This is a genomic window from Paludisphaera rhizosphaerae (assembly GCF_011065895.1).
Taxonomy (GTDB): Bacteria; Planctomycetota; Planctomycetia; order Isosphaerales; family Isosphaeraceae; genus Paludisphaera; species Paludisphaera rhizosphaerae.
Genome location: NZ_JAALCR010000065.1, coordinates 1 through 12,486, shown reverse-complemented (window position 1 = coordinate 12,486; position 12,486 = coordinate 1). Strand labels below are relative to the sequence as shown.

At 63.8% G+C, this 12,486-nt stretch carries 14 protein-coding genes; 3 read left to right on the top strand and 11 right to left on the bottom strand.

The window, feature by feature from the left end:
• Window positions 1–192 precede the first annotated feature (192 nt).
• The 10 genes from G5C50_RS31810 to G5C50_RS31765 form a co-directional block, all read right to left on the bottom strand.
• Window positions 193–411 (bottom strand): hypothetical protein, encoded by a 219-nt coding sequence (locus G5C50_RS31810; protein WP_165076063.1) that lies wholly within the window; start codon window positions 409–411, stop codon window positions 193–195.
• A complete protein-coding gene (locus G5C50_RS31805; RefSeq protein ID WP_206107943.1) occupies window positions 408–1,073 on the bottom strand; it encodes an HK97 family phage prohead protease in 666 nt (221 codons plus the stop codon). Before G5C50_RS31805 ends, G5C50_RS31810 begins: the two co-directional genes overlap by 4 nt.
• Before the next feature lie 53 nt (window positions 1,074–1,126).
• Window positions 1,127–2,239: a phage major capsid protein gene (locus G5C50_RS31800; protein WP_165076061.1), complete on the bottom strand. Its 1,113-nt coding sequence runs from the start codon at window positions 2,237–2,239 to the stop codon at window positions 1,127–1,129.
• A 49-nt stretch (window positions 2,240–2,288) separates the two neighbouring features.
• Entirely contained in the window at window positions 2,289–2,735 is a 447-nt protein-coding gene (locus G5C50_RS31795) for a DUF2612 domain-containing protein (protein ID WP_165076059.1), read from the bottom strand.
• Window positions 2,736–2,748: 13 nt separating this feature from the next.
• Complete coding sequence (locus tag G5C50_RS31790; protein ID WP_165076057.1) at window positions 2,749–2,994, bottom strand: hypothetical protein; 246 nt, start codon at window positions 2,992–2,994, stop codon at window positions 2,749–2,751.
• 308 nt (window positions 2,995–3,302) lie between these two features.
• On the bottom strand, window positions 3,303–3,572 hold the full coding sequence (locus G5C50_RS31785) for a hypothetical protein (RefSeq protein WP_165076055.1): 270 nt from the start codon (window positions 3,570–3,572) through the stop codon (window positions 3,303–3,305).
• Window positions 3,573–3,866: 294 nt separating this feature from the next.
• Window positions 3,867–6,023 carry an AAA family ATPase gene (locus G5C50_RS31780; protein ID WP_165076053.1) on the bottom strand — a complete coding sequence of 719 codons (2,157 nt, stop codon included), beginning with the start codon at window positions 6,021–6,023 and terminating at the stop codon, window positions 3,867–3,869.
• A gap of 81 nt (window positions 6,024–6,104) precedes the next feature.
• Window positions 6,105–6,404, bottom strand: a complete 300-nt coding sequence (locus G5C50_RS31775; RefSeq protein WP_165076050.1) for a hypothetical protein — start codon at window positions 6,402–6,404, stop codon at window positions 6,105–6,107.
• Window positions 6,405–6,573: 169 nt separating this feature from the next.
• Window positions 6,574–7,239 (bottom strand): hypothetical protein, encoded by a 666-nt coding sequence (locus G5C50_RS31770; protein ID WP_165076048.1) that lies wholly within the window; start codon window positions 7,237–7,239, stop codon window positions 6,574–6,576.
• 123 nt (window positions 7,240–7,362) lie between these two features.
• Window positions 7,363–8,487 (bottom strand): tyrosine-type recombinase/integrase, encoded by a 1,125-nt coding sequence (locus G5C50_RS31765; protein ID WP_165076045.1) that lies wholly within the window; start codon window positions 8,485–8,487, stop codon window positions 7,363–7,365.
• A gap of 579 nt (window positions 8,488–9,066) precedes the next feature.
• On the opposite strand from G5C50_RS31765, the gene G5C50_RS31760 reads away from it, so the two are divergent.
• The 3 genes from G5C50_RS31760 (at window position 9,067) to G5C50_RS31750 (ending at window position 11,701) form a co-directional block, all read left to right on the top strand.
• A complete protein-coding gene (locus tag G5C50_RS31760) occupies window positions 9,067–9,621 on the top strand; it encodes a hypothetical protein (RefSeq protein ID WP_165076043.1) in 555 nt (184 codons plus the stop codon).
• Entirely contained in the window at window positions 9,600–10,499 is a 900-nt protein-coding gene (locus G5C50_RS31755; RefSeq protein ID WP_165076040.1) for a hypothetical protein, read from the top strand. Before G5C50_RS31760 ends, G5C50_RS31755 begins: the two co-directional genes overlap by 22 nt.
• Before the next feature lie 548 nt (window positions 10,500–11,047).
• Window positions 11,048–11,701: a hypothetical protein gene (locus G5C50_RS31750; RefSeq protein WP_165076038.1), complete on the top strand. Its 654-nt coding sequence runs from the start codon at window positions 11,048–11,050 to the stop codon at window positions 11,699–11,701.
• Between the two features lie 147 nt (window positions 11,702–11,848).
• On the opposite strand, the gene G5C50_RS31745 is transcribed toward G5C50_RS31750, so the two are convergent.
• A partial coding sequence (locus tag G5C50_RS31745) for a winged helix-turn-helix transcriptional regulator (protein ID WP_206107942.1) occupies window positions 11,849–12,486 on the bottom strand: 638 nt, incomplete at its 5' end.

The window sequence follows — 12,486 nt, the reverse complement described above, 5'->3', positions numbered from 1 at the left end:
TGCCTCGGCCAGCCCCGCGGCCTGGGCTCGCTCGACGGCCGCTCGGAGGAAACGGGACGTCACGCCCAGCTTGCGGGCCGCGAGGGTGAAGCTCCGCAGGTCCAGCCACGCCGCGAGGCAGCGGGTGTCCAGCTCGGCCGACGCCTCGGTCCGACGCGCCTCGATCGACCTCATTCGCAGCACTCCCGAGCGTCATCGCGTTTGGTACATTCGCGGGTCGACGACGGCCTTTCTCGCCTCGACGGGAAGGAAGGCCGTCGGACCGAGCAGCTCGACGACCTGGTCGGTGCAGGCCCGGCACAAGGTCGCTTCGCCAAGCGGCCCATCGCCGGTCGAGGCGAGCGTCACGACGGCCCCGGCCTCGGCGAGGACGGCCCCGCACCTTCCGCAGGCCGGCGCGTGCCGACTCACGACCGCCACCCGATGCCGGCCGACGTGCGGCTCCGCTGGCGCCGCTGGTAATCCAGGGCCTTCATCTCCAGCGCGTCGAGTTGGTCGTAGACCCGGGCCAGGCGGATCCTCGCCTGTTCGAGTTGCGTCACCATGCCGCGGCTTCGCAGGGCGACGGTGGTGTCCGGGTAGGCCGGATTGGTCACGACCGAGACGTCGAACAGGTCGACGGCCCGGACCTCGTCCTCGACGAACGTCAGGTCGCCGACCCGACGCGTCCGCCGCTCCGAGCCCCCCTTGCGAGGCCGGAACGCGAACGACATCCCGGCCAGGTCGCCGCGCTCGACCAGGTGGACGACGTCGCGACCGAGGTTCGTGTCGGGCGGGTCGATCTCCACGTGCAGGCCCTTCGCGTCCTCCCGCAGTGCGAGCGTCCCGGCCGACGAGCGGCCGAGGACCTGGTTGACGTCGTGGTTGAACAACGCCACGACGTTCTGCCGCTCGGCCAGGGCGTCGCGGAACGCCCCCGGCCGGATGATCTCCCGGTAGACGATCGTCTCGCTCCGCGCCAGGGTCGCCCACGAGTCGAAGACGCTCGCGTAGCCCACCACCCGACGGCCGCCGACCGAGGTGCGGACCCGCAGGCCCTCCTTCGTCGGCATCGACCTGATCTGACCTAGCATGACTTCCCCCCTCTCCTCGACGGAATCTCGGCCGCTTCGCCCCCATCCCCGCGTCAGGCCGTCGCGACGTCCTTGATCAGCACGAACGCCGTCGGCCGGCGGAACGACACGCGGACGTCGAGGAACACGGTCATCCGGACTCCGCCCGTCATCCCCAGGCCGATCGGGTCGATGATCACCTGGGCCGTCTCGGGCATACCGACCGAGACCGTGGACCAGTCGCCGAACGCCAGGGCCGAGAGGTTCGTCCCGGACCCCTTCGTCAGGTCGTCGGGCATGCTCGTCGTGGCGAAGGCCGCCTTGCCGAGGACCCGGTCGGAGTCGTTCCACAGCCACGCGCCGGCGGAGCCCGTCGAGCCGTCGGTCCCCCGCAGCTTGGCCCGGACCTTCGGCGAGCCAACCCAGCCCATCGAGGCCGAGGCCGAAGCGTCGCCGTTGGCCAGGCCGACCGTCTTTTCGGCGTCGATCAACACGGCCCGGGTCGGCGCGCCGCCGTTCGCAGCGATCGCCTGGACGGGCACCCCGACGACGTTCAGCAGGCCGGTCGGCTCGCCGTCGTTCCCGTCGCCCGCCAGGACGGCGCGGTCCAGCTCGCTCGACACGGACCGGGTCATCTCGCCGGTCAGGAAGTCCTCCAGCGACGGCCCGGCCATCTTCAGCATGCGTCGTGTCACGTTCACCCTCGCCGCAATCGTCGTGACGATGCCCGGGTCGCCGGCGATCGTGGGCGTCGACGGCGGAGCCGCCTGGCCGTCTGCGATCCAGCCGGCCGACGACCCCGCCCCCAGCAGCGGGACCGCCATCGGGACGCCGTTCTCGTCGACCAGCCCGCCCAGGACGCAGCCCAGGAGCCCGCAGACGCTCTTGCGCCGCAGGACGTCGACGAAGTCGTCGGCGGGCGCCAGCTTGACCTGCACGGCCCCCGCGCCCGAGGTCAGGTCCAGCGAGCGGAGCTTGCGGTCGGGAGGCGTGAAGGCCGAGAGCGGCGCGCGGAAGCCGCGCCGGCCGTCCCCGAGATCGCGGAGCAGGTCGTGGACGTCGCCCTCCAGGCCGGAGGGGAGCAGGTTCTGCCGGTTCTTGCACTCGGCGGCGGACGCGACCGCTCGCGCGAGCGAGTAGCCGTCGACGTTGACGACCCGGCCGGTCCTGGGATTGAGCACTGGCATCGATTCGGCTCCTCGTTTTCCTGAGGTTCCTTGGGAAAGACTCACCCCGTCAGCGTGCGGGCCGGGCGGGGATCCTGTAGGGGGGAGGCGCGGGCTCGATCCTCTCGGCGACGGGGTCGACGTAGCGGCAGACCCCGGCGGCCACCAGCTCGACGGCCAGGTCGGATCGGACTTCGAAGACGGCCTTCGGCCGCACCTGGCCGATGAGGACGCCCCCGTCCAGCCGGGAAGCGCCGACGTCGTACGCGCGGAGGGCCGCCACCCGCGCCCGGTACAGGAACCGGCCGTCCTCCTCGCCGCGGACGTCGGCAAGCTCGCAGGCCTCGACGACGCTGTCGACGCGGCCGACCCACCGAACGCGAGCGAACGGCAGGCCCGGCGGATCGCCCGTCGCGAACGCGAGGTAGGCGTCCTCGTCGGGCATGTCGACCACGTTCCCCCGCTTCAGGACCCGCCCGGTCCAGATCGCGTGGTCGCGGCTCAATCGGATCAGCATCGCGTCGTCCCCCTCAGAGCAGCCCGCCCAGGTCGGCCGCCTCCAGCTCGCGCCGGGCGTCGTCCGGCAGGGCCTTCAACCGGCGGTGCATCGTCGCCGGCGACGACCCCAGCACAGCCGCGATCGTCGCCAGGTTCGCCCCGCGACGACGCAGGCGGACCATGAGCAGGTCACGCAGCCGCGCCGCGTCTCCTGGGCCCAGCCGGGGAAACGCAGACCCTCGCCGCAACTGTACGTCCGTCGATTCCATGAAAGCCATGATAGCGCCTTCGCACAGCGCAGGCAATCGTAAATATGATCGGAATTTGGGATTTTATTAAACACGACATGAGCACAATGATATGACGAGATATCAAGTGATGTCGAGCGATGCGAAACGATGTGAATCGGCGAGATGACAGCCGAGGGGAAAATCCGAAGTTCAAACTCCGGTTTTCCGCGGGGTGGGAACGTGGGGGGTCAGAGTGCGGTCGGCGTCAACATATTTGGCCCCCATAGGTGCATGCGGCCGGCGGGCGTGCACCCATGGGGCGGCGCGGGATGGCGGGGGCGACCAGGCCGGAGAGGTCAGGTCGCCGGTTGTTCGGCGCAGCGTCGCAGCTTCCGCTCGATCTGCGTGACGGGCGTGCCTGGGGCGATGTCGACCTCAAAGACGCTGCCGAACGATTGGATCGTGAGCCGGGCTCCCTTGACAGTCCCGTGCTCGACGTGGGGGCCGACCGTGATGGTCAACCTCGGGACGCGGCCCTCCTCGCTCGCCGCGACGGCCAGGCAATCCCTGGCCAGCTGATCGTACAGGGCGTTGACGAATGCCCCGTCCTGGTCTGACTGGATCATGATGATGCTCTCTCGTTACAGGACTCGCTTCGCACGCGCGTGCGAAGAAATCAACTCCCCAACTGACCCATCTGCCCAACTGCTCACCTAAGTCTTTTTACAGCAACACATATACGAGATGGCTAATTAGTTGTTGTAATTCCCCATCTGATGGGGAACTCCCCTTCTGCCTCCCCCCCCAGATGGGGAATTCTCCCTCAGATGGGGATATCCTTGATCTGATTCGCCATCTGGCATATGTGTTGTCACACAAGGACTTAGGTGGTCAGTTGGGCAGATGGGTCAGTTGGGGAGTTATGAGGGCGGCGTGCTCGCCAGGAATCCGTAGGGTGCGATCCAGACCCAGCCCTCGCTGCGTTGCTTGGCACCGATCCCAAGCCGCTTGCGTGCATCCCTGGCGACCTCATAGGAGACGCCATGCTCCTTGCAGAACGCGACCGCCTCTTTGCTGGCGACCTCGGTTCGCCCCTCGAAAAGTCGCCTGAAGACGCCTTCGACCTGGTCGTCGGTCATGGCCGGCTTGGGGCCAGGCTTCTTCGTCCGCGCTATAGCGTCGTCGGGCGTGGTGTCGGTCTCGCCTTCCCATTCGATGACGGCGAGGGCGTCGGTCGGGACGACGCGGTAGACCAGCCCCTTCTTCTCGGGACCGTTGTTGCTCTTGGTCGGTAGCATCAGGCGGCGCGAGGGGTCGTCGGGGTCCTTGGCGAAGATGATGGCGGAGCGGACGGCGTTGACCCAGGCCACGCCGCCGACGATCCGCGTCGCCGCCTCGACGTTGTTGCCGCCGGACTTGTTGATGTGGGTCACCAGGACGATCGCCGCCCCCAGCTCCCAGGCCGCGATGCGGAGCGGGGCCAGCAGGCCCTGCAGCTGGGCGTTCTTGTGGTCGTCGACCCCTTTCCCGACGAAGGCCGTCGCTGGGTCGATGATGATGAGGGAGACGCTCCCCATCTCCGCCACGGCCCGGCGCATCAACCCCACTTCGGCCAGCGTGAACTGATTCAACGCCACGCTCTTGAGGATGCCGATCCTCCTCATGTCGGCCCCGGCCTCGAACAGGCGGGGGCCCGTCGTGTCCTCGGGGTCGTCCTCGCAGTTGATGATCAGGACGTTCCCGACCTCGAAGCATTCCCCGCCGCCGCCGGGGATCTCCCCGCCCGTGGACACCCTAGCGGCCAGGTCGCAGCAGACGAACGACTTCCCCAGGCCGCCGGCCCCGGCGATCGTCGTGAGCTTGTTCTTCGGGATGAGGCCCGGCCAGAGCCAGGACACCTTCCGGAGTTCGACGTCGCCGATGATGTCCACGATCCGAGCCGGGAGGGCCGGCTCCTCGGCCACCTTCCCGTTCGCCGAGACCGCCCCATTCATCGATGACTCCCCGTTCTTCGGCGCTGGAGCGACCTTCGGCCTGCCTTTCCCCACCTCCATCCCGTTGGCGATCGCCCGCTCGACCTCGTGCGGGTCGCCGTCCGTCCCCAGCCCGATCGTTCGCCCGGCCTCCGCCAGCCGGCCGACGACCTCCAGTTCCGGCAGCTCGCCCGACGCCACGTAGCCGCCGAGCTTCAAGGCCGCCTCGTAAAGCTGGGCGTTCCTCCCGTCCGTCGTCGCCAGGAGCTTCCGGACCTCGTCCTCCAGCGCAGCGTTTGCATAGCCGCCCGCGCCGGGTTGCCTGACCTTGATCTCCCACCCGTTGGGCGAGGGAGGCGGCGGGACGATCGTCATCGGAGCCGAGATTTCGATCTCGGCCTTCAGCAGATCGACGCTCAGGATCTCGACGTCCGGAACCGCCAGCAGTCGGGTCCGGCGGTGGGGACGGTCCGGCGAGGCCGGACCCTTCCTCGACCACGTCCCCGGCAGCCTGGCGATCCGCTTGACGTCGTGAACGGACCGGTCGACCGTAGCCCCGGCGTCGTCGAACCTCGCCTTCCAGGCCCTCAGGACGGCCGACAGAAGCTGCTGCGAGAGCTTGTCGTTCGGCAGGTCGACCCGGTAGTACAGGTGGCCGCCGTTGCCCGAGTCGATCATGAGGGGGGCCGGCCAGCCCTTCCCGACCGTGTACTCCACGATCGCCGCCGCCTTCTCCAGCGCGGCCGCGTGCTCGGCGTCAGTCGCGTTCGAACCCTTCGGCCGCGTCGAGTCGACGTCCACGAAGAACCAGACCCGACGCTCGAAGTCGCCGTTATTGAACCCGTTCTTGTCGCCCCGGGCGAAGCCGCGACGCAGTGGGTTGATGGTCGTGTAGACCCCCTTGCCGCCGGCGAGGAGACCGACCAGGCCGAGGGCCTCGTCGACCCGGTCCAGGCTCGACGTCTCCCATCGGCCCGACGGCAGCCCCTGCAGTGCGTAGACCTCGCCCGGAAGCCAGATCGCCCGCATCGCCTTCGCCGCCTCGACCCGGTCGAAGTCGCGCGTCGGCGCCGTCACCTCGATATCCCATGTCGCCGTACCCATCAGGATGTGCTCTCTCTCAGATCGGCCTGGACCGCGTGCAAAGTACGGGGGACTTCGCGGTCGCGATCCGAGAGGCCGGGGTCACCATCCCGACTGCTCCAGCTCCGCATCGGCGCGGGCGGCGCGTCCTTTCGCATCCAGGGCAGGGCGTTCGCCCGTCCGGTCGCGGGTCAGCTCGGCGATGAACGATTCCACGTCGGCCATGCTGATGCGATAGCCGGCCGGGAGTCGGATCGCCTTCAGCTTGAGCCGACCGCCGTCGCGCAACGCCACCCCCTCGACGACCCAGCGCGTGATCGTCCACGAACCCACGGCCTTGCCGAACATCGGGGCTAGTTCGCGGCCGACCTGGCCAGGGTTGAGCAGCTTGTCGGATACCATCGGGCGTCCCTCATAAGTTCACTGATAGTGAATGAACCTATGGCATTCATACGGGACGCAGGTGGGATTGGAAGGGGCGAGAGTCTTGTGGAATTCGGGTTGCCCACAAGTGCCTACGGATTCCACAAGACGACCCCGTTTCGGGGCCGTTCTCCCCACAAACGAGGGATCAGGACTCCACAAGAAGGCTTGTGGAGTCCACAGATTCCACAGGCCGTCGCGATGTGGAGGCGAGGCGGATGTAGAGCATCTGGCCTCGTCCGCCGCCGAGGAGTCGCCAACGCCAACCCTTCATCTCCCCAGCCCGAACGGCGCGAGGCACCATCTCCTTAAAGGGGCAGGCTCCGACCCCCGTCATGTCGGCTAGTTGCCTGACGGTCAACTTGCGGTAGCCTGCAGCGACCAGGTCGGCGATCGTACAGGGGACGTCCTCGTCCGAGCACGTGTAATCCGACTCGATGACCTCGATCTCCCATTCGCTCGAAGCCTCGAGTCCAGGAAGAGTCGAGCCGTCGTCGGCGGCGATGTGGGCGTTGATTAACCGGACTATCGCCATCCGGGCGCGGACGAAGGCATCGTATGCGGGTGCCGGCTCCGGCGGCTTGGTCGGGTCGACGACGGCAAGCAGGGCGAGGGACTGAAGGTCCAAGGAGGCATAGGCCGCAACGCCGCGGCGGTGCAAGTCTTCGCCCAGCGCCTGGATCTGTTCCCACCGAGCAGGCGAGACAGGACGGCTCGATCGGAAAGACTCGATGACCTGCTCGAACTCGCTTTCAAGTTCGTGAGCGGCTTCGAGGATACGGTCGCCGGTGTACCAGGGCGGACGCTCGTCCATCGGAGGGGTGCTCTCAAAAGAGCGGGCGGACCTTCCGTGGGGAGAGCACATCCCCCGGACGATCCGCCCGCAAATCCGCGGGCCAGGCGGACTTTCGGATCATACGTTCAGGGGGACGAGTGTTCAAGGTTGAGTGCGGATCGCCTCGACGGCCCGGGCCTTTGCGAGGCTCGTGTAGATCAGCGTCGTGTCGGGCCGAGCATGGCCCAGGACGACCTGGGCGACCTCGATGCCGTGGGCGTCTCGGAGCCGAGTCGCCGCCGCATGGCGAAGCTGGTTCGGCGACCACAGCGGCACGCCGGCCCTTTCGCAACCTCTCCTCACAGCCTGGCTGAATGCAGCGCGGGAGTAGACCTTCCCGGGACGTCGCGGTCCCTTCCTCTTGGGTTGGCGATCGTCGGCTAGGAGTGGCGAGAAAATCGCCGCGTCGGGAGCGTCGGGCCTGAGCCAGGGATCCAGCACCAGCTGAGCAGCCTTGCCAATGAGGATCTCCCGCTCCAGGCCCCGCCACTCGTTCTTGTGCCGAGCCAGGCGGGCGGTCCAGACCTCTCCGGCCGCCTCGATGGCTCCCGTCGTGAGGCCGACGATCTCCCCTGGCCTGGCCCCGGTGTGCCAGCCGAACAGCACCATAGCCGATACCACCCGATTCAAATGCGGCAGCGTCGCTTCGACGTCCTCCCACGAGACTGGCTTGCGCGGGGCGACTTCTCGGCCCCCCCGCCCGCGCATTAGCGGTTCGACGGCTCCTAGCCGTTCGAGGACGGAAGATGGAGCCAGTTCGTAGCCGACGCAGTATTTGAAGAACCGTCGGACCCGGCCGACGCGGGCGTTGATCGTGTGCCGTGACAGCCCCTTCTTGATCCAGCTGTCGCGGACCTTCCGCAGCTGCATCGGGCCGAAGTCGATGAGGGGGGCCGTCCCGAACCACTCGCGGAGCGGCTTCAGGGCCTCCCGGAGGTTGTGCAGCTCGCGGGAGTTGTAATAGCCCTCGCAGTGCCGTTTGTAATGGACGAGCCCCTCAGCGAGGGTCAGGGCCGGCGGAGCGTACGTTGTCCCGGCCGGTGTCGGCGGGGCGGCGGCCTCGGCTTCACGCTCCCGAGCGAGCTTCGCGATGAACTCGCGGTAGCGGGCCTTGGACTCCGCCGAGCCGTGTTCGCCGAGGTAGACGACCTTGCCGCTAACGTAGACGCAGGCCGAGCCGGTCGAGTGTCGGCAGTATTTGGGGAATTTTACCGCGAGTCGAGGCATAGCGGGACGCTCCACCAAACCTGTAAGGACTACAGGTTTGTTACTGGTTTGGGGACCAGTGCTGGAGGTCGCTCCGCCGGACGTCCGGCGGGTAAGCGGTGTGAGCTTCGACCCTTATCCGACAAGGACTTACGTTCAGAGCGGGCGAGGGGATTCGAACCCCTGACGTCCAGCTTGGGAATCGGCTCGTCCAGGCCAGATTCCGATCTCCAGAAAGACGGTAAACCCTTTGGGGAAGCCGTATTGTAGCCGATCCGCAGTTCCAGTCAATTCGCCTCGGATGGTCTCGTTTAGCATCACTACCGGGTCGTAATGAGGGGGATCCGGTAGTCTACCGGGTACGAAGGGCCAACTTCCAAGATCCAAACGAAGGCCTGGTGAAGGGGGCCCTTTCAAAGAGATGGCAATCATTCATTTGCGATCTTCTTGAATGCACGTATGACTGCCTGGTATGGTTTGAAAGCGGCTGGGGGGCGGTAGCTGGAGGTCGCCAAGAAGGATCGCTGGGTCTAGTGGACTTGCGTATACTGGTCAGGAGGATTCATTGTAGCGGTAGGTCACTAATTCTCAGGAGCTATCATGCTCAACCCAATTGGGAAAGCCGTGCTAGTTACAAGCTCGCTGGCACCTGTGGCATTCGGTTACGGAGTAGCCGCTATCGCCGAGGGTCGAGGTACCAGTGAGACCTGCCGCTGGTTTGTCATGGGGGCTGGCCTGACGGTGATTGCCGCACTCATGCCTTGGATAGCAAGGGATGGGTCGGCTCCAATCAAGGTTAAAACTAAGGGGCTTAAAAATTCAGACAAGGAAGTCTTGGTCTTCCTCGTTACATATATGATTCCGTTTATTAGTAAGCCGACATTCAGTACAGAACCTAGTCTGATTATTATAATCTATGTGTTTGGAGTGATATTTATTTCCGTGTATCATACAAATATGTTTACATTTAATCCGATGCTTGCTCTGTTTGGGTACCACTTCTACGAGATTGAGACTGAAGGTGGAATGAAAGATCTGCTCGTGTCCAAGAGCGTATTTCGGGAACAGGTCAACGATCTGTGGATTGCAAGGATGGCTGAGTACGTCTACCTAGAAGTGGAAGAACCAGAGACATGTCTGACGCAACCCGGGTGACCAGCTTTTTCGCCCTCGTGGAGCAGAAGCGTAAGTTGACGGCCCAAGTCATCAACGCCGACGCCGGTCTGCGGGCAGAACTCACGTCGACTTTTGAGCAGCAGGCTCAAGAGTTTTTGGCTGGAAACCCCGATCGAATCAGCTTCGATCCCCGCTTTAAACCTGATACAGATCATATTTTCGAAATAAATGCGTTTGTGCTTCCTGATTCGGTCAAACAGGCGGTTGAACGGCCGAACGAGCTTTTGGATCTGAAACTGTCGAGCACAGACTATGTTGCGATAAAGGGGGTTTTTGGCGTTGGGCGATCGGGTGATTCGACTCGAATTCTCTTTCAGCGATCAAACCGTGCCCGTGTGTTTCGGCCGGGCTCAGTTCTCTCGTTCAGTTCAGGCGTCTTCAAAAGGCTGGAGGATCCAGGACTTTCGCTCGACACCAGTCTTGTGGCTGTATATGAGTCCGGGACCTTGACCTTCCGGACCTTTGCTGCGGTCAACCCCATCATCGATCTGAAGGAATACTTCGTCGAGGCAACCGACGAAGAGGTGAAGGCAGTCCTGGCTCATGATACTTTGATTGTTGAGGATGAAAGTGTTATTACTAAATTGTGCGACATGTCAATGCGAAAAAGATTCACGTACATAAAAACAAGGAATGTACTCGACTCGGCGTCTCCCAAGGCGGTTTGCGCAGGTATTAAGCAGTATTTCAGTGATATCGACATATCATATTCAAATAAAGGAGGGGCGCATCGCCTCAAGATGCCTACAAAGAAGAAGGATCTTAAGCGCCTGTTGAATTATTTGTGCGATCATTATTATGTCGGGGAAATCTCTCAGCAGAAGCTTGAGACGAATTCACATCGGTCGATCGGTTAGGAGGGCTGCTGCCTCGATCGAACGCTGTTGGTCAAGAGAAGGGCGCAGGCTGCAATGATCTGCATTCTTTCGAGCCGTCACGGGCGGTGAATGAAACGGCCGAGCCTGTTGACGTCGACAGACCCGGCCGATGGTCGGCCCGAGGATGAGGGGTGAAACCCCCGTGCCGATGAGTGGCGAGGTGATAGACCTCACAGGCTGAAGAAGACATCGCCCATCGCTTTCGCCAGGTCGCTGATTCCCTTCTGATGTCTGCCAGCGAGTCGGCCGACCTGGCCGTGTTCGTCACCATCTTCGCCGTATTCCTGGCGGTTTCGCTCGCCGATCCGTCGTTGCCGACCCGGCTTTCAAAGCGACAGACGTCGCCTTACGGTCTGGATTCTCTTGGAAACATATCGACGTGACACACCGTTTTGACACTATGTTCAGTAATATGTGAAATACTATTTGGAAGCGAGCCGGACAATAAAACAAAATACCGCAATCTCGACTCAAGTTGTCCTAGGGTGATTCTGACGACGCACTCACTCGATGGACGGAGGTGGATTTTGAGTCGATCGATTTTGACTGCGGTAGTAATGACAATCGTCGTTCTCGGACAGACCTCGCGGTTGGAGGCTGGGCTCGTAGTGGGCTCGACTGTTCATGGCTCCCTGACGAGCGGAATTCCGCCGACATTCGACGGGAACGCGACGATCGCAGATCCTGGCCGGGAATTTTCCGGAGCTTACTTTCCATCGTTCTTCGGAAACATCGTCATCAACGGCTACGCCGATCTGGCTCCAGGAACGATTCGCGTTGGGTTTGAATGCATCCCCCCAGCGAGGTTCGCCGGAGCCAGCAGCGGGGACGTTTTCACATTTACCTTCACTGGACTAACGTTGTCAGGCGGCGAAGAAATCGCCGGGCTGAGCCTGCTGACAAACGGACGAAATCGCATCCCCGGCGTTCCTGATCTCTCCGGCGCGATGAGCTACAGCACTACGGCTGACTCGATCACGATCATTCTCTACGGGTTTGTGTTCGATCCGACAACTATGCCGGGTGATCTGGATGACTCCGTCACCTTCACGATTCTCACCCAACAGGTTGTGCCCGAACCATCCTCGCTGGCGATGGGTGTGATTCCATGCTTAGCAGGGATCGCGGTCTGGCGTCGCCGACTGTTGTTAACGTGTCGATCGACGATGCGTCTCGATTGACTACCGATTCGCGGATTCGGTCGATTGGTACAAATGTCGAAAGGCGGCCGGATCTTGCGTAGTCGATTGACCCGGCCGCTGATCGACTCTGAGTTAAAGTCGACGCCTCGTCCGCGGATTGGGATTTAGAATGGGCTGAACTCCCAATCATCCCGCCGCACACTCGATCAGGGCGGACGCCAGCTTCCGGCCCTTCGGGGTGATCGAGTAGATGGGCGGATTGTCCGTCGCTTTTCCGTCGATCAAGCCTGTGAGCCTGAGCGTCCTGAGATAGGACGACAGGATCGAGGTCTTAACGTCGATCGCAGTCGAGATCTGGCGCGGTGACATCGGGCCGGCGCTGATCGCGACCAGGGCGCAAACGAACCGCTCGCCCTTGATGAGGCGGGCGAAGTCGACGACGCGCGAGATTGGGACGTCGGGAATCTCGGCAACTTCTCCCTGGACGGCCTGGGAGGGCTCAGGGACGCTCGCGGCTTCGACCTGGACGTCGATCCCCTGGGCGGCTTCGGCGATCAGCAGCGTGCGGTAGACGGCCTCCCAGAGGGAGCGTCCCCGGCGAGTCAGGGCATAGACCCCATGCCGCCCCACTTGGCGACGACCGACGACCTGGTCGCGACGGAGACGCTTCAGCAGGCGAAGGCATGCGGCCTTATCGAGCCCCGTCCCTTCGACGACGTCCCGGAATCGCGGCCGGTCGTTCGACAGGCAGACCAGGACGCGGACGGCGTCCCGATCCGACAGGACCCATGCATCAGTCCGCTTCGCGACCCCGGCCGTTCGTA